The 16,288-nt window shown below is 38.6% G+C and carries 17 protein-coding genes; 8 read left to right on the forward strand and 9 right to left on the reverse strand.

The features are described from left to right. Nucleotides 1-262 precede the first annotated feature (262 nt). Entirely contained in the window at nucleotides 263-904 is a 642-nt protein-coding gene (locus RB214_RS17910; RefSeq protein WP_309169352.1) for a hypothetical protein, read from the forward strand. Further along, nucleotides 894-1,979 carry a rhomboid family intramembrane serine protease gene (locus RB214_RS17915; protein WP_309169353.1) on the forward strand — a complete coding sequence of 362 codons (1,086 nt, stop codon included), beginning with the start codon at nucleotides 894-896 and terminating at the stop codon, nucleotides 1,977-1,979. Before RB214_RS17910 ends, RB214_RS17915 begins: the two co-directional genes overlap by 11 nt. 213 nt (nucleotides 1,980-2,192) lie before the next feature. Here the strand turns inward: RB214_RS17915 and RB214_RS17920 are convergent, their stop codons facing one another. Continuing rightward, nucleotides 2,193-2,711, reverse strand: a complete 519-nt coding sequence (locus RB214_RS17920; protein WP_309169354.1) for a DUF6795 domain-containing protein — start codon at nucleotides 2,709-2,711, stop codon at nucleotides 2,193-2,195. Between the two features lie 25 nt (nucleotides 2,712-2,736). Beyond that, nucleotides 2,737-3,120 carry a DUF1294 domain-containing protein gene (locus RB214_RS17925; protein ID WP_309169355.1) on the reverse strand — a complete coding sequence of 128 codons (384 nt, stop codon included), beginning with the start codon at nucleotides 3,118-3,120 and terminating at the stop codon, nucleotides 2,737-2,739. A 51-nt stretch (nucleotides 3,121-3,171) separates the two neighbouring features. Between RB214_RS17925 and RB214_RS17930 the strand changes: the two genes are divergently transcribed. Next, nucleotides 3,172-3,702 (forward strand): hypothetical protein, encoded by a 531-nt coding sequence (locus tag RB214_RS17930; RefSeq protein ID WP_309169356.1) that lies wholly within the window; start codon nucleotides 3,172-3,174, stop codon nucleotides 3,700-3,702. 60 nt (nucleotides 3,703-3,762) lie between these two features. Here the strand turns inward: RB214_RS17930 and RB214_RS17935 are convergent, their stop codons facing one another. Next, entirely contained in the window at nucleotides 3,763-4,305 is a 543-nt protein-coding gene (locus RB214_RS17935) for a carboxymuconolactone decarboxylase family protein (protein ID WP_309169357.1), read from the reverse strand. A gap of 112 nt (nucleotides 4,306-4,417) precedes the next feature. Between RB214_RS17935 and RB214_RS17940 the strand changes: the two genes are divergently transcribed. Then, nucleotides 4,418-5,005, forward strand: a complete 588-nt coding sequence (locus RB214_RS17940) for a TetR/AcrR family transcriptional regulator (RefSeq protein WP_309169358.1) — start codon at nucleotides 4,418-4,420, stop codon at nucleotides 5,003-5,005. 102 nt (nucleotides 5,006-5,107) lie between these two features. On the opposite strand, the gene RB214_RS17945 is transcribed toward RB214_RS17940, so the two are convergent. From RB214_RS17945 to RB214_RS17965, 5 genes are all read right to left on the reverse strand, one after another. Further along, complete coding sequence (locus tag RB214_RS17945; RefSeq protein ID WP_309169359.1) at nucleotides 5,108-7,228, reverse strand: methyl-accepting chemotaxis protein; 2,121 nt, start codon at nucleotides 7,226-7,228, stop codon at nucleotides 5,108-5,110. Between the two features lie 107 nt (nucleotides 7,229-7,335). Then, nucleotides 7,336-8,553: an organoarsenical effux MFS transporter ArsJ gene (gene arsJ / locus RB214_RS17950; RefSeq protein ID WP_309169360.1), complete on the reverse strand. Its 1,218-nt coding sequence runs from the start codon at nucleotides 8,551-8,553 to the stop codon at nucleotides 7,336-7,338. A 24-nt stretch (nucleotides 8,554-8,577) separates the two neighbouring features. Beyond that, entirely contained in the window at nucleotides 8,578-9,588 is a 1,011-nt protein-coding gene (locus RB214_RS17955) for an ArsJ-associated glyceraldehyde-3-phosphate dehydrogenase (protein ID WP_309169361.1), read from the reverse strand. 32 nt (nucleotides 9,589-9,620) lie between these two features. Then, complete coding sequence (locus RB214_RS17960; protein ID WP_024594484.1) at nucleotides 9,621-9,977, reverse strand: metalloregulator ArsR/SmtB family transcription factor; 357 nt, start codon at nucleotides 9,975-9,977, stop codon at nucleotides 9,621-9,623. A 156-nt stretch (nucleotides 9,978-10,133) separates the two neighbouring features. Then, nucleotides 10,134-10,562, reverse strand: coding sequence for an organic hydroperoxide resistance protein (locus tag RB214_RS17965; RefSeq protein ID WP_309169362.1), 429 nt, complete (start codon nucleotides 10,560-10,562; stop codon nucleotides 10,134-10,136). A 129-nt stretch (nucleotides 10,563-10,691) separates the two neighbouring features. Between RB214_RS17965 and RB214_RS17970 the strand changes: the two genes are divergently transcribed. After that, nucleotides 10,692-11,138, forward strand: coding sequence for a MarR family winged helix-turn-helix transcriptional regulator (locus RB214_RS17970; protein ID WP_197099138.1), 447 nt, complete (start codon nucleotides 10,692-10,694; stop codon nucleotides 11,136-11,138). Here the strand turns inward: RB214_RS17970 and RB214_RS17975 are convergent. Next, the gene (locus tag RB214_RS17975) at nucleotides 11,135-12,034 is read right to left on the reverse strand and encodes a LysR family transcriptional regulator (RefSeq protein WP_149593265.1); all 900 of its coding nucleotides are present in this window, start codon (nucleotides 12,032-12,034) and stop codon (nucleotides 11,135-11,137) included. The genes RB214_RS17970 and RB214_RS17975 overlap by 4 nt on opposite strands. A 117-nt stretch (nucleotides 12,035-12,151) precedes the next feature. Here RB214_RS17975 and RB214_RS17980 point away from each other — a divergent pair, with 117 nt between their 5' ends. The 3 genes from RB214_RS17980 (at nucleotide 12,152) to astB (ending at nucleotide 16,252) form a co-directional block, all read left to right on the forward strand. Then, nucleotides 12,152-13,162 carry a zinc-binding alcohol dehydrogenase family protein gene (locus RB214_RS17980; RefSeq protein WP_309169363.1) on the forward strand — a complete coding sequence of 337 codons (1,011 nt, stop codon included), beginning with the start codon at nucleotides 12,152-12,154 and terminating at the stop codon, nucleotides 13,160-13,162. Between the two features lies 1 nt (nucleotide 13,163). Further along, nucleotides 13,164-14,270 carry an L-dopachrome tautomerase-related protein gene (locus RB214_RS17985; RefSeq protein ID WP_309169364.1) on the forward strand — a complete coding sequence of 369 codons (1,107 nt, stop codon included), beginning with the start codon at nucleotides 13,164-13,166 and terminating at the stop codon, nucleotides 14,268-14,270. Nucleotides 14,271-14,905: 635 nt separating this feature from the next. After that, complete coding sequence (gene astB, locus RB214_RS17990; protein ID WP_309169365.1) at nucleotides 14,906-16,252, forward strand: N-succinylarginine dihydrolase; 1,347 nt, start codon at nucleotides 14,906-14,908, stop codon at nucleotides 16,250-16,252. The last annotated feature ends 36 nt before the right edge of the window (nucleotides 16,253-16,288 follow it).

Here is a 16,288-nt window from a genome sequence, read left to right on the forward strand (position 1 = left end):
GTTTTATTTTTAATCACAAAGTAATCAATTGAAACCTTTAACGGTTTTGATATGGGGATTTTAGTAGTTGTGCACTTAAAGTATAATTACTAAAGATTCATTACCCACTCTCCTTAGGAAATGAGTAAAGTTTACGTCTGCATGTACATGCAGGTCGAAACGTAAAAAAGTATATTCAATACGGATAGTAGTATTGCTAACTGGTTAATTTTTAAGCATTCCTGTGCGCTTAAAAAGGAAGCAATATTCAAGGAACAAACAGTTGGAACCAACTAATCCCACCCCTGACAACAATACAAAACCACCTGTAGTTACTCAGAAACTCACTCAAGCCCTTAAAACGGTCGATCATGAAGAGCTCAAAAGCACTGGTTTTTGGTTAAATCAATTTTTTATGGTTATTTCTACCGTATTTGGTGTTTATTTGGCTGCTCAAAGCGGTTTAGAACAAGCGCTTAAGTTCGATTCATTTAGCAAAATGGAAGATAACTACTATTTGCGTACATCGCTCTATGACGAAGTTAATGATAACGCAAATACGGTAGCTAAGTATGCAGAACGCTTAGCGAAGAGCCCGCCAAAATCAGAAATGGAATTTTTTAAGCCCACACTTGAGCAGTACATATGGAAAACCATGCAGTTTTCGCCTACTACGCTTGAAACACCAAGTGAATTTTTGACTAAAATACGTCGATTTTATTCTCGAGCTGATTTTATCATTAATGCCGCAATAGAAAGAAAAATGTCTGCTAAGCAGGCTTCTATCGAATTAGCAAAAATAACAGACTCAATTAAAACTCAAACGCTACCCGCACTAAAAAATAGCGCTAAACAATTAAAAATGGAATTACAGCAGAATGACATTTCTGTTGGTTCGTTAAAGGAGCTAGAAAATGCCAACTAAGAGCTGCCCACATTGTAAAGACCATCCATTAGAAGTAACCAATTATCAAGGCGAAGAAATAGATATTTGCCGTGAATGTGGTGGCTTATGGTTCGAAAAAAATGAAGTAAATCGGATGATTTCCGAAATAAATGAAGGCCCTGAAGGTGATAAATTTGAAACTCACTTTGGTGAACCATTAGGAATTTCTGAGCTTGACTGCCCTGATTGTAAGAAAAGCTTGGAACGCTTTCACTTACTTGAAGCTTTTCATACCGAAATAGATGTTTGTAGACACTGCGATGGAACATGGATTGATAAAGATGAGCTTGAAAGTGTTGAAAATAGCCCTGAAATAAAAGCGAGTTTAGGCGAGCTAAATCAAAAAGTAAGTTGGAAAACTTACTTGTTCCAATTTTTAACGCAAATGCCTGTTGAATATAATATTAAGCCACAAAAGCCCCCCTGGGTAACTCGCGGTCTTATTGTCTTAAACACACTGATTTTTGCACTTTACTTTTTAAACCCAAGCTCATTTAGCTACGTCATTGATAACTTTGCCATGACACCTGCAGATTTAAGTAAAGGTAATGAGCTATGGACTGTATTAACTTGCGTATTTTTACATGGTTCCATAATGCATCTAGTTGGCAATATGTACTTTTTATATATCGTTGGCGATAACTTAGAAGATGTTTTAGGACACAAGCGCTTTTTGTTGTGGTACTTGGCCTGTGGTCTACTCGCATCATTTGCTAGCTACATTGTAAACCCTATGTCGAATATTCCAGGCGTGGGTGCCAGTGGTGCGATAGCCGGTTTATTTGGTATGTATCTGATGTGGTTTAGGCACGCAAGCCTTACTTTTATGTTTGTAATTTATCAGAAGAAACTTTCTGCGGTATGGTTTTTTGCTATTTGGTTAGGATTTAACATTTTTGGTGCAGTAACAGGCCCTGATGGCATTGATTATGGTGCACATATTGGTGGCTTTATAGCTGGACTAATTATTGGTTATATTTTGAAAAGTAAAATATTAGAGCAAAACCCTATAATTCGTTTACTAAACCAAAAAGAAGCACAGTTAAAACGTTAATCATCATATTAAAGCCACTAATAGATGAACATTAGTGGCTTTATCAAACTTCTCACTAATTTCTATAACTTATACCAATCCGCAATAATACTTAATCATTTTGCGGGGCTAAACGTGTCGCTACCTGCGTTAAAAAATTCTCATTTAGAACAACTAAATAGCGAATTTTTTGCCTAGCTGTCAACACGTTTTTCAGCCCTCAAAATAGACCACTTAATTAAGCGAATTGGTTTTACAACGTGTATAAACTGTATAAAATTGACCCGTATTTTTTATCGGTATATCGTACGTTGTAGCCTCTTCACTAAGTTCGCATTCAAAGTTATTAAATATATCAGACAGCAGTGCTTGCTCTTCGGTGAACTGTATTGTGGTATACCACAAGATTGAATCTTCATCTTTTTTGTTTCCAATATAAATACTTTGTAGCAAAGAGCTATTAAAAAACATGTTTGAAGGCTTTGAACTACGTATTGTTTTATTATCGAAATAAAAGTAACCATTGTTATCACTTATGGCTTCATCAATATAAGTATCACCGTAAATCAGCTCTCTTGTTACTTTAACGCCCTGTTGGGGCTCACCATTATTTAATAGTCTGCCTTTTACAGACAACGACAACGTAACGTTTTGTTTATTAAAAAACCCAAACATGTCTGCACATCCTTGCAATGGTATTAATAAAAATAAAATAAGCGTTAAGGTCACGCCAGCCGATCTTGTATTAGTCATAAAAAGTCCTTTTCCTATTTATACTTTAACCTAACAATAAATCTGAAAAATAAATAGCGATAATACTGCATCCCGCATTTATTAAAATACATAACCACAACACCACTATAAAACGCCGCTTTTGTGATTTATGGCGAAGTAATTGTTGAGCAAGTAATGCCCCCGGCCATCCTCCAAATAATGCAAGTAGTTGCAGTGTGCGCTCTGGCGTACGATTTACTTTTTTATGTGAAGAGCGCTTAGCTTGTCGCTTATCCCACGCGTACATTAAAAAAGTGATAGCACTTAATACACTTATATAACCAGGTACATATATAGGTATATAAACAGGTAAGTATTGCAGTAGGTAAGCCAGCCAAATGGCGGCTAAATAAAGTAATGAGAATGTGATTAATATTTTCTTTATCAATTAATTATCGCCTATACTTGGCATTGGTATTACAAAAACAAGAGCCAAATTATGACATATTTTAAAGCGATATTCTTAGTCTTATGCTTATCAACATTTAATAGCTATGCATCCGATACATCCACCAACCTTGATAAAGAACTTGCCGTATTTAAGCCCTATTTAGGAACTTGGCAGGCTGACTTTAAAGTACCTGAAGGTGCTAAAAAAATACAAGATGTTGGCCGTTGGGAGCGTGCTTTAAACGGTAAAGCGATACATACCAAGCACTCTATTAATGAAGGTGAGTATGGCGGCGAGTCGATGATTTTTTACGACAGTAAAAAAGAGTCTTTGGTATTTTACTATTTCACAACCGCAGGATTTTATACAAAAGGCACTATGAAAGTGCTCAGCCCCACTCAATTTGTAGCTTATGAAGATGTAACTGGTAGCCAAGATGGTATTACAAAGGTTAAATCGATGAGTGAACTAAAAGACGATAAATTTCTTGTATCGACCTCTTATTTAAAAAAAGGTGAGTGGACAAAGCCCGAACAACGTATTTATACACGCAGTACAAAAACGGTTAAGTTTAAATAGCTGTAATTTAAAAGTACAAAAGGCAGCCTAGGCTGCCTTTTGTCATTTATAAAACCGTATTTATTTTACGTATTTTTTAAATGCAGCGTCTACTGGTGTATCAGCAAGGTGATTAGTGTAGTTGCTCATTACTTTTTGAGACAAGCCTACAATAATTTCAAGTAGCTGTTGCTTAGCGTAACCTGCGGCAAAGAATTTTTCGATTTGCTCATCGCTGATCACGCCACGTTCACGTGTCATTGCAAGTGTAGTTTCACGAAGAGTTTCTAGCTTAGGGTTTTCAAGTGGTGTTTTGTTAACAAGTGCGTCAACAATACCTTGATCAACCTTCATTGCCGCTGCAATGCCACTGTGAGCAGGAACACAGTAATGACAGTCGTGCTCTACGTTAATTGATTGCCATACTACTGTTAGCTCTTCTGTGTTGAATGATGTTTTTTGAAACAACTCATGCAGTACTTGGTAACCTTTAAGTAATGTTGGTGCTTCAGCCATTACTGCATGTAAGTTAGGAAGCATACCAAATGCTGCTACTGAATCAGCTAGTAACGGTTTTGCTTCTTCTGGTGCGTTTTCTTGAGTGTATAAAGTAAATTCGGCCATGGTTAGCTCCTAATAATTAATAGTTTTAAGTAACTTCGAGACACATAGCATTTGATTTTGATCGACTGTTCAAGTTAAAATTGAGCAAATGTTCAAATTGATTGAGAATGATATGGCTAATAAGGTTAAATTTGAACGCGAGAATGTAGTTCGCGTTGCTAGTCAGCTATTTTGGCAAAAAGGTTTTCATGCAACCTCAACGCGTGACTTACAAGAAGCCGTTAATATGCGCCCGGGTAGTATTTACTCTGCGTTTGGCTCTAAAGAAGGTCTATATTGCGAATCGCTGAAAGATTACACCGTACAAATGAAAACCCAAATAGAAGGGTTTTTATCAAATGTCGATACAGTACTTGGTGGATTACGTGCGTTTGTTGAAAACGTGGTAATTAAAACAAAAGATTGCAGTCCAAGCGCTATTTGTATGCTAGTTAAAGCAAACAGCGAGTTTGCAGAAAAAGATTCAAACCTGTATGAACTAAGCTTAGATTTAACGGCTCAATTTGAAGCTTATTTAACGCAATTATTTACCCAAGCAATAAACAAAGGTGAGTTAAGTAACACGTTGACCGCTATTGAATATGCGCGCTTTTTTCAAGTGCAATTTACAGGTTTACGCGGTTATTTTAATCGTCCTAATGTAGAGCAATTTGCTGAGCCAATGATCAACCAAATGTTTATGTTGATTAAAAAGTTATAAATAGCAGTTATCGAGCATTCTCAACAAGTTATATTTATTCTACTAAATAAAATGGCCAGTATTAACTGGCCATTTTTTTGTGCTTAAAGCTTAATTTGTAAGTTACGTTTTAAGCTTATTTAGTTCATTATCTTGCTGGGCAACAAGTGCATTAAGCGCTTCGCTGCTATCCCCCGCCTGTGCAGATAAATCAGCCAGTTGCGAAGCAGCATCAGATATAAGCGTTAAGTTACGATTTATCTCTTCTGTTACCGAACTTTGCTCTTCAGCAGCAGTTGCAATATGCGTAATTTGATTGGTTATTTCATCAACTTTAACAACAACACTGTGCAGAGCATCAAAAGCTACCGATGTTTCATCAACGGCATTTTGTGCACGTACTACGCCTTTTTCAATAACGGTAGATGCGTTACCTACTTCAGATAATAAACTATCAATTAACTGGCTTATGTCATCTGTTGATGAACGCGTTTTAGAAGCAAGTGCACGTACTTCATCAGCAACAACGGCAAAGCCTCGCCCATGCTCACCTGCGCGCGCAGCTTCAATAGCAGCGTTAAGTGCAAGTAAATTTGTTTGTTCTGAAATAGTACGAATTACATCTAATATTTGCGTAATGTCTTTACTACGCGAAGCAACTTTTTCAACTGCTTGGTTTGCTTCTTTAATTTCTTCAGACATCGTTTTAACTTGTGTCATCGCTGACGATAAGCTCGACTCACTGCTTACTACCAAGCTATTTATTTCATCGGCTTGTTGGGCTGATTGCTCTGATGCTCTGGCGACTTCGAGTGCTGTTGCGCTCATTTCGTTCATAGCCGTTACCACACTTTCAATTTCTTGAAATTGAGATTGAACATTATGCTTAGTATCAATAGCGATGTGTTGTGCTATTTCGCCTTGCTGTTTAGTTTGCTCAGACACCGCTTTTAGTTCAGAAATTAAATCACGTAGTTTTGCTAAAAATCGATTAAACCCACCAGCTAATGCAATAAGTTCTGCGTGGCTATCAACATGCAATGTATGCGTTAAATCACCCTCAGAACTTGCGAGGTTATCAACCCGCTGTTGAATTTGTTGTAGCGGCGCTATTACACCTGCAATTACTAATTTCATAATAACAAAAGCAACCACAGCAATTATTAAGCCTGTAATTAAAATAATAAACCCGAGTGATGCTGCTGTTTCTTGCATGTTTTTTTCTAGCGCTTCAGGCCCTGCAAGTGCTAGGTCTGTAGGTACTTCTATGATTAATGACCACTGAGTGTTTGCTAGTTTTATATCAATTGGATAATTTACTAAATATTCACTATTTGTTTTAAAAATACCGCTTTGCCCTTTAGACTTTTCAATATCATTAAATATAGTAGAACTAACAGCCTCTTTAATTGGGCGCCCTAATTTAGATTTATAATGACTGCTGCCTACAACTAAACCTAAATCACTTAATAAGGTTACTTTAGCTTGACCATTGTAAAGCTGCTTAGAAAGCTGCTCAGTCATTACTTGAAAGGTTGGTAGAGTTAAATCAACGCCTGCTAAACCAATAAACTGGCCTGACTTTAAAATAGGCACGGTTAACGAAGTTAGCATTACCGAATCGCCCGATGGGATTTCGTATAAATACGGTTCCATAATACAAGGCTTAAGTGTGTCTTTTGCGCACAAATACCACTGCGCTTCGCGAATACTAAACTCATTAAGCGTTGTTATGTATTTATCGGCGGCATTCGCTACTTTTTGTTGTTCAATTATGCCTTTTTGATCGCGAGTTATGTATACCTCTAACGTACCAGCACTATCTACTGAATGCTTATACCCTTGTTGATATTGAGAGTCTTGCCCATCAAAAGCGTTTGGTTCAAATTGAGAATAAATAGATGATAAGAGAGTGTTTTGTTCTAAAACCGCTTTATTTATACTGACAACTGTATCTCGGTCTAAAGTGCTTTGTTTTGCTGCATCGCCAAGTAATGCCGCTAATGAATAAGGAACACGGTAAGCTTCATTAATAAAGCCAGCAATTTTTTCTCCGTATCCAGCCGCATGAGCATTAAGCTTTTCTTCTACTTCTACAATAATGTACTCTTCGGATTTGGTCGCTAACTGCTTATTACTTGATGATAACTGCCACCACAAAATGCCTGATAGCACTAGTACAGTTATAAATATACTACCGACACTTAGCCAGAGTAACTTTTTTGCTAACGATATTTCTCGCATTCATCACACCCTTTAAATTAAAACTACTGATACAGTTTAGTAGATCTAATCAATGAAGCTATGAATATCGTTAAACAAATTGAATTTAATACAATACGTTGAGTTTTTTAAAGTTTAGCCAAACGTGCCGTTGTAATTGAGGCTGCAATTAATAAACATACACTTACCCATAAACACGCACTAAGCCCATATACTTGAAAAACCCAGCCAGAAAGCACCGTACCAAGCAAACGCCCTATCGCATTGGCCATATAATAAAAGCCAACGTCGAGCGACACCCCATCGTTTTTAGCAAAACTTACTATTAAGTAACTATGCAGCGATGAATTTACAGCAAATACACCACCAAAAATAAGTAAGCCGATTACAAGCGTAAAATGTACCGCTACATCAAATTGCATCAACAACGCTAAAATGCCAGTTACGCCACTTAATAGAGCAACCCACCAATACGCTTTTTTGACTGAATGTGAGTTTGAATCACTTTGCCCTGTTATACGCGGTGCTTGCGACTGCACCAATCCATACGCAATTACCCACAAAGCCATAAAGCCGCTTACCCACCAGTGATCCCAGTTAAACTGAGCTGCTAAGTAAACAGGTAGTGCAACTACAAACCATACATCGCGCGCTGCAAACAAGCATAAACGCGCTCCGCTAAGTAAGTTAATTGCCCGCGATTTAGAAAATAATTCTTTAAACTTAGGTTTGTTTTTAGCTTTACCAATATCGCCTTTTAAAAAAATTAAACTAATAACCCACGCAACACTAAGTAAAATAATTAGACTTATTAATGCCCCCACAAAACCAAATACAGTTAGTAATAAGCCGCCTAAAAAAAAGCCCACCCCTTTTAAAGCATTTTTAGAGCCCGTAAGTATGGCAATCCATTTATATAATTGGCTTTGCCCTGCATCGTTTTGCGGTACTAAATACTTAATGGCGCTCTTTGCACTCATTTTATTTAAGTCTTTTGCTATGCCACTCAGTGCTTGCGCTGCCATAACATAGGCAACGGTTAGCCAATCCCCAGGCACGCAAAGCATAGCTAAAGCTACAAGCTGCAGCCCAAGCCCTACATTCATGGTTTTGTTTAACCCTAAATATGCCCCAAGCCATCCACCTACTAAATTGGTGATTACGCCAAAAATTTCATAAAACAAAAACAACATGGCTATCGCAAATGCGCCATATCCCAACTGATGAAAGTACAGCACCACCAGCATGCGCAGTGCACCATCAGTTAAAGTAAATGCCCAGTAATTACCGGTAATTATTAAATATTGTTTTATAGAACTTGGTAAATTAGCTAACTGCGCAAGCATGAATTTAAACCTTTTTAAACGAGATTAAACCACATCACTTTGTGCAACTTTAAGCATTAGCTCAGCCGTACGATTTGCATAACCCCACTCGTTATCATACCAAGCGTATAATTTAAGCTGAGAATTGTTAATTACCATAGTTGAAAGCGCGTCTATGGTGCAGCTACGTGGATCTGTTTTATAATCTATAGATACAAGCGGTCTTTCTTCGTAGCCTAAAATGTCTTTTAGCTCGTTTTTTGCAGCATTTTTAAACCAAGTGTTTACTTCATCTTGTGTAACACCGCGCTCAAGCTCAAAAACACAATCAGTAATGGATGCGTTAGTAAGAGGTACACGCACAGCATGGCCGTTTAATTTCCCCTTAAGCTCAGGGAAAATATGCGTAATAGCCGTTGCACTACCGGTTGTAGTAGGAATTAAACTAGTACCGCACGAACGCGCACGGCGTAAATCTTTATGAGGGGCATCAATAATCGTTTGGGTATTAGTAATGTCGTGAATAGTAGTCATTGAGCCGTGTTTAATGCCCACTTTTTCTTGCAGTACTTTTACTATTGGCGCTAAACAGTTAGTTGTGCAAGAAGCAGCTGTAACAATTTTATGCTCACTTGGGTTATATAGGTCATCGTTTACACCCATTACTACATTTAAAATACCGTCTTCTTTTACTGGTGCTGTTACCACAACACGCTTAACACCTTGCGCTAAATATTGATTTAACAGCTCAGTGGTTTTCATTTTACCGCTGGCTTCTATTACTACATCGCAATCTGACCAATCAGTTTCATTTATGGTTTTGTTGTTGGTAACTGCAATCGTGTGTTTACCCACACTAAAGCTATTATCATCACTAGTAACCTGCTGCGCTAAGCGTCCGTGTACTGAGTCAAACTCAATTAAATGTGCGTGTGTTTTAGCATCGCCCGCTACATCATTTACTTTAATAAACTCTATTTCTGGCCAATCAACTGCTGCACGCAGTGTTAAACGCCCCATACGGCCAAAACCGTTAATACCTACTTTAATAGTCATAATTAAATACCTTTAATAAGTTAATTTATTAGTTAGTTACAACAGCTAGCCGCACGTTCAGGGCGATTACCCATAGCGTTTAAGCGCGTTAAATCGTTTTTGTAAAATAAAGGGTTAGCATTGAGCGTTTGCGTTAATACATTTTTAGCCCACTCTGGCAGTGCTTTATTAATACTGTAGTACACCCATTGATTTTGTTTACGGTCGCTTAATAATCCGCATTGTCTTAACTGCGCTAAATGGCGAGATACCTTAGGTTGGCTTAATTTAAGTGCAGCAACAAGCTCGCATACACACAGCTCTTCTTCGTGGCTAATTAGCAGCATTGCTTTTAAACGTGTATCGTCCGCTAGGCATTTATAAAATTGAAGTGGGTTGAATTGTTCCATACTGTCCTCACTGTGCTTATGCATAGACAATAAAACAAAATAACAACATATGGAATAGTGAATATACGATTTTTCGTATATTTATTTTTTTGACCTCAAAAACAAAAAAGCACACAAGGTTATTGTGTGCTTTTTAAATATTAGCGAGTTTTGTTATTAAATAACCGACAGCTCAACTTCAATATTACCGCGTGTTGCGTTTGAATATGGGCATACTAAGTGCGCTTTATCTACAAGCTCTTGCGCTGCTGCTTTATCCATATCACCTAGTGATACAGCTAGTTTTACCGCAATACCGAAACCGCCTTCAATCGCGCCAATAGACACTTCTGAATTAATATGCGTGTCGCTTGGTAAATCTATTTTTTCGCTACCTGCTACAAATTTAAGTGCGCCAATAAAACATGCTGCATAACCTGCGGCAAATAACTGCTCTGGGTTAGTGCCTTGTCCGTCGTCTCCGCCTAAACCTTTAGGTGTTGATAGTTTTACATCTAAACGGCCATCATCAGATTTAGCTACGCCTTCGCGGCCGCCAGTTGCAGTTGCTTTTGCTGTGTAAGCTACGTTTTGTAATACATTCATAATGAACTCCAAAGTTTAAAATAGGGTGTTAATTTAGTTTGTGTGCAAAATAATAGAACAAGTAATTAGAGATTGCAAATACTTTGCATGCAAATTAAAATAGCATGTATTAAAATAAAGGATAACGTTATGCCGTTTGAGCAATTAAAGTTAAAAAATCAGTTATGTCATCGTTTATACATGGCATCTAACAGCATTGCGCGTGCGTATCGCGAGCCTTTAAACGAGCTAAATTTAACTTACCCGCAATACGTAGTAATGATGGCACTGTGGGAGCAAGACGAAATAACAATTGCAGAGCTAATAGATAAAACCGCTATTGATGGCGGCGCTATGACCCAAATACTCAAAAAAATGACCGAAAAGTCTCTGCTAGCAGTAATTAAAGACGAACACGATAAGCGTAAACGCCTAATTCAGCTTACCCAAAGTGGACAAGCCCTTAAAAACGGAGCCGCTGATATTCCAAAAAATATATTATGTAAGTTTGAAAGTGTAGACCCCACACAAGCCACACAGCTTATGCAGCTGCTCGATTTAGTAGTAAATGATTTAAATACTAAGACTATTACTTAGCCCACTAATGTTGCTATTTTTTGCTGAATAAAATCTCTAAATGCGGTGATAACCGGGGTCATTTGGCGTCTATCAGCGTACATCATGTATAGCGGTAGTGGATCGCTTTGCCAGTCAGGGCATAAATGTACAAGCTCACCACTAGCCAAAGTTTCTATTACATCTAAATACGATTTATAGGCAATGCCTTTACCTTCAATAGCCCAGCGCCTCACCATTTCTCCATCGTTAACTATGTGTTGGCAATTTAGCTGCACTTTTTGCACCGCGCCACTTTTATAAAAACGCCACTCTTTAAATACTTCGCCAAAGCGCATAAAAGTAATTGTTGTGTGATCGGCTAAATTTAGTGGATGAGTTAAAAGCCCATGTTTGGCAATATAATCAGGAGACGCCACTAAAACACGCGCATTATTTAAATATAAAGGAATAGCAATAAGCTGTGAATCTTTTGGAACACCAAAGCGCAGCGCAATATCTATTGATTGGCTGTAAATGTCGCTTACTTCGTCACTTAAATGCAGCTTTAGTTTTATATGCGGGTATTGCGCTAAAAACTCATTTAGCCAAAGGCTTAACTTATTACGCCCTAAATCACATGGCGCCGACACCTGTAAAGTACCGTTAACCTGCCCTGCTGATATTTGTACTGCTGCAACGCCTTGTTGCAATAGCGCAAGCGAATCTTTGGCATAACTTAAAAACTGATCCCCCGCCACACTCAAGCGTAAGCTGCGGGTAGAGCGAATAAACAACACGTTTCCTAAGTCTTTTTCTAGCCGTTTAATGGCTGCACTTACCGCTGCTGGGGTTTGCGCGTTTTGCCGTGCGGCTTCAGAAATGCTGGCGCAACTCGCTACATCTATAAAAGTTTGAATATCGTTAAATGATCGCATATTTTCAATTTAAATTTGAAAGTGCTTTAGTTTTTCATGTCTTTTTCTATTTTTCAACTGCGCTATAGTACAAACATATAAAAAATACATACACATAAATATTCATCAGGAATCGCTATGAAAGCATTTGGTTACATCCAAAACTCCAAAACCCTCAGCTCTGAGTCAATTAAAGTTATTGAGCTTGATACCCCAACTGCCACCGGACACGACTTACTTATTGAAGTGAATGCTATTTCGGTAAATCCGGTAGATACAAAAATACGTGCAAATGTAGCGCCTGAGCAAGGTTACAAAGTATTAGGTTGGGATGGCGTAGGCATAGTAAAAGCTGTTGGCAAGTCGGTTTCGTTATTTAATATTGGGGATCGTGTATTTTACGCTGGCGATTTATCGCGGCAAGGCAGTAATGCGCAATTTCAATTAGTTGATGAACGTATTGTAGGACGTGCACCTAAAACATTAACCGATGCTCAAGCCGCAGCGCTTCCACTAACCAGTATTACCGCTTACGAAATGCTGTTTGACCGCTTGCAAGTGCCTAAAAATAAGCAAAATACCCAGCAATCTATTTTAGTCATTGGCGCCGCAGGTGGCGTTGGCTCTATTTTAGTACAGCTTGCCAAGCAGCTTACTGGGCTAAACGTGGTAGGTACGGCATCGCGCGATCAAAGCGTAACCTGGCTTAAAGAATTAGGTGCCGATCATGTACTCGATCATTCTAAAAACTTAAACGAGCAGCGCAAAGAACTGGGGTTAGCTGAGTTCGATTACGTTATTGGCTTAACCCACACCGACCAATACCAAGACCAAATAGTTGAGTGTATAAAACCCCAAGGTAAATTTGCGCTAATAGACGACCCTACATCGTTCGATATTTTAAAATTTAAACGTAAATGTATATCTGTACACTGGGAGTTTATGTTTACGCGTTCATTATTTACTACAACCGATATAACAGCGCAGCACACTTTGCTTAATGAAATTAGTGAACTAATAGATGCAGGGACAATTAAAACCACGTTAGGCCAGCACTTAGGTACTATTAACGCTGCAAACCTATACAAAGCACATCAAATTTTAGAATCGCATACATCACGCGGTAAACTTGTTTTAGAAGGCTTTTAAAATGACTCATATAAAAAAACTACTATTAGCGGCGGCATGTAGCACGGCACTTTTAGGCAGCAATGCTGTATTTGCTAACACCGCTGGCCAAAATGCTGATTTAAAAACAGTAGCCACATTTGATGCGCAGCACCCACCGGGCAACATTGCTATTACCCCATCAGGCAGAAAGTTTTTATCTGTGCATGGCTTTTTTGGCCAAAAGCAAAAAGTTATGGAGCTTTTAAGCGATGGTACAACTAAGCCCTACCCTAATGAAGAATGGGCATACGCGTACAATAACGGTAAAGGTTTTTACGACGTACTTGGCATAAACGTATCAAGCGATGGCGTTTTATGGATGCTTGATACTTCAGGGCCCGATCACGCTGGGCGCTTAGTAGGTTGGGATACAAACAAAGAGCAACTGCACAAAATTATTTATCTGGCTAAACCGACCATTACCGACACCTCGTTTTTAAACGATTTAGTCATCGATAATAAACATGGCGTTGTATACATTGCCGACACAGCCCAAGGCAGCCAAGCCGCTATTATTACGGTAAACCTTAAAACAGGTGTTGCACGCAGAGTATTACAAAATAGCCATTACACCACAGCCGAAAATATCGATATGGTTATTGATGGGCGCACAATGAGCCTTGGCGGACAACCTGCCCGCTTAGGTGTTAACCCAATTACGCTTGACCCTAACGAAGACTGGCTTTACTTTGGCTCTATGTCGGGCACCTCGGTTTACCGCATTGCCACCAGCGATATAAATAACGAGAGCCTTTCGGCTAAAGCGCTTGAAAACAAAGTTACGCGTTACGGCACTAAACCAATTTCAGACGGTATTATTGTTGATGGCGGCGGTAACGTATATGTAACCGACATAACCAATAGCGCAATTGGCGTAGTTAAACCTACTGGCGACTACGAAGTATTATTTAAAGACGAACGCTTAAGCTGGCCTGATGGCTTTAGCTACGGAGCCGATCATAAAATATACTTTACCGTTGACGATTTACACAATTCGCCTGTACTTAATAATGGCAAAAATCAAAGCCACGATAAGTTTAAAGTAATGTCGTTTGAGCCTTTAGTAAAAGGAAAAGTGGGCCGCTAATTTGCTTTTTGAGTGACTGTATTTTTTAAAAAGCCTTGCACATTTAAGTGACCCAATAGTTGCAGGGCTTTTTTTAAAAATACGCCACACTGGTGCATCTTTTAGTAATACTTCACCTCTTTGGTGCTAATCCTTAAGTATATATTTATACTTAAATACTAAACACCTGATTTTTATTCATAAAATATTCAAGTTAATGTTGGCATAATTCTTCCTTATATACTGATGTGTTCAGTAAAAATACCAAGGAAAAACCATGTTCAATTTATATCATACCCTTTATCTTTTATGGCGTTTAGACATTAGCGTTTGGCAAGTTAACGACCCTACAAATACCCGCACTACCGCTGATAAAGAACGCGCCTATGTTAAGTAACATCGTATTGTGTAAAGGCTTGGCTTAAAGCTTAGTTGTATAAACTTACTTTAGGCTGAGCTTTTGCGCACTATGAAATTTATGCGTACATTTTTATTAAACTCAAATTAAGCGCTCAATATAAAAACAACCCCCTTGCAATAAACCCCACATTTAGAAACATCAAAAAATTAGTAAAAACACTGCGTTTATAACTTTGCAAGCAACCCTATTGCATTGTATTGTTGCATCCTATTAAAATTTTTTAGTTGGAACGTGTATGAACGCTTTGGAAGTTAATTTTGATGGCTTAGTGGGTCCTACTCACAACTACGCTGGTTTATCGTATGGTAATGTTGCCTCGTTGAATAACGCAGCAAGCTTTTCAAATCCTCAAGAGGCTGTACTTCAAGGCCTTGAAAAAATGAAAGCCATGCATGACAAAGGCCTAACTCAAGGTGTATTTGCCCCTCATGCACGCCCCGACTTAAACGTACTGCGCCGCTTAGGCTTTAGCGGTAACGATGCACAAGTCATTCATAAAGCATTTAAAGCCGATCCTATTTTATTACGCGCGTGTTATTCAGCATCTGCAATGTGGACAGCCAATGCCGCTACAGTATCGCCATCTCCAGATACAACCGACGGCAAAGTACATTTTACTTCAGCTAATTTAAATAATAAGTTTCATCGTTCATTAGAGCCTGCAACCACTACACGCTTATTAAAAGCGATGTTTAACAACGACAAATACTTTGCGCACCATACCCATTTACCAGACCAAGGCTTTTTTGGCGACGAAGGTGCAGCAAACCATACTCGTTTTTGTGACAGCCACGGCGAGCAAGGCCTTGAAATGTTTGTATTTGGTGCCAGCGCGTTTAATAGTCAATTACCAAAACCAGCTAAATTTCCTGCAAGGCAAACACTCGAAGCCTCAGAAGCAATTTGTCGCTTACATAACTTAAAAGATTCAAGCCAAATTTTACTACAGCAAAATCCAGACGTAATAGACCAAGGCGTGTTTCATAACGATGTAATTGCAGTAGGTAACGCCAATGTATTACTGTGCCACCAGCAAGCATTTTTAAACCAAGCTCTGGCATTGCAAGATATTCGCGAAGCGTATGTGGGCAATAAAGAATTTTACATTATTGAAGTACCTACCGATAAAGTAAGCATTACCGACGCTGTAAGTAGCTATTTATTTAACAGCCAGCTAGTGAGCCTTGAAGATGGTTCAATGCTGTTAGTTGCACCACAAGAATGTAAACGCAACAGCGCGGTTAACGCCTACATTGAAGAAATGATTATGGCTGATAACCCAGTAAACCAAGTACAGTTTTTTGATTTACGCCAAAGTATGCAAAATGGCGGCGGCCCAGCTTGCTTGCGTTTACGTGTAGCCCTTAACGAGCAAGAACTTGCTGCAGTAAACCCAGAGGTTATTTTAACTGATACTAAATACACACAACTGTGTGACTGGGCAAAACGTAACTACCGCGACAAATTAGGTGCAAGTGACTTTGCAGACTCAGCCCTACTCACCGAAAGCTACCAAGCACTTGATGAGCTAACGCAGCTACTAAATTTAGGCTCAGTGTACGACTTTCAATTAGAAGGTTAATACCTCAGCCTACACAAAGGCTTATACGAAAATAGC

The organism is Pseudoalteromonas sp. HL-AS1 (assembly GCF_031198785.1).
GTDB lineage: Bacteria > Pseudomonadota > Gammaproteobacteria > Enterobacterales > Alteromonadaceae > Pseudoalteromonas > Pseudoalteromonas distincta.

What these genes read in the sequence shown, in the direction of transcription:
- RB214_RS17915 (WP_309169353.1), top strand. Translation starts at nt 894, where the DNA reads ATGCCAACTAAGAGCTGCCCACATTGTAAAGACCATCCATTAGAAGTA.
- RB214_RS17920 (WP_309169354.1), bottom strand. Translation starts at nt 2,711, where the DNA reads ATGACTAATACAAGATCGGCTGGCGTGACCTTAACGCTTATTTTATTT.
- RB214_RS17930 (WP_309169356.1), top strand. Translation starts at nt 3,172, where the DNA reads ATGACATATTTTAAAGCGATATTCTTAGTCTTATGCTTATCAACATTT.
- RB214_RS17935 (WP_309169357.1), bottom strand. Translation starts at nt 4,305, where the DNA reads ATGGCCGAATTTACTTTATACACTCAAGAAAACGCACCAGAAGAAGCA.
- RB214_RS17940 (WP_309169358.1), top strand. Translation starts at nt 4,418, where the DNA reads ATGGCTAATAAGGTTAAATTTGAACGCGAGAATGTAGTTCGCGTTGCT.
- RB214_RS17945 (WP_309169359.1), bottom strand. Translation starts at nt 7,228, where the DNA reads ATGCGAGAAATATCGTTAGCAAAAAAGTTACTCTGGCTAAGTGTCGGT.
- arsJ (WP_309169360.1), bottom strand. Translation starts at nt 8,553, where the DNA reads ATGCTTGCGCAGTTAGCTAATTTACCAAGTTCTATAAAACAATATTTA.
- RB214_RS17955 (WP_309169361.1), bottom strand. Translation starts at nt 9,588, where the DNA reads ATGACTATTAAAGTAGGTATTAACGGTTTTGGCCGTATGGGGCGTTTA.
- RB214_RS17960 (WP_024594484.1), bottom strand. Translation starts at nt 9,977, where the DNA reads ATGGAACAATTCAACCCACTTCAATTTTATAAATGCCTAGCGGACGAT.
- RB214_RS17965 (WP_309169362.1), bottom strand. Translation starts at nt 10,562, where the DNA reads ATGAATGTATTACAAAACGTAGCTTACACAGCAAAAGCAACTGCAACT.
- RB214_RS17970 (WP_197099138.1), top strand. Translation starts at nt 10,692, where the DNA reads ATGCCGTTTGAGCAATTAAAGTTAAAAAATCAGTTATGTCATCGTTTA.
- RB214_RS17975 (WP_149593265.1), bottom strand. Translation starts at nt 12,034, where the DNA reads ATGCGATCATTTAACGATATTCAAACTTTTATAGATGTAGCGAGTTGC.
- RB214_RS17980 (WP_309169363.1), top strand. Translation starts at nt 12,152, where the DNA reads ATGAAAGCATTTGGTTACATCCAAAACTCCAAAACCCTCAGCTCTGAG.
- RB214_RS17985 (WP_309169364.1), top strand. Translation starts at nt 13,164, where the DNA reads ATGACTCATATAAAAAAACTACTATTAGCGGCGGCATGTAGCACGGCA.
- astB (WP_309169365.1), top strand. Translation starts at nt 14,906, where the DNA reads ATGAACGCTTTGGAAGTTAATTTTGATGGCTTAGTGGGTCCTACTCAC.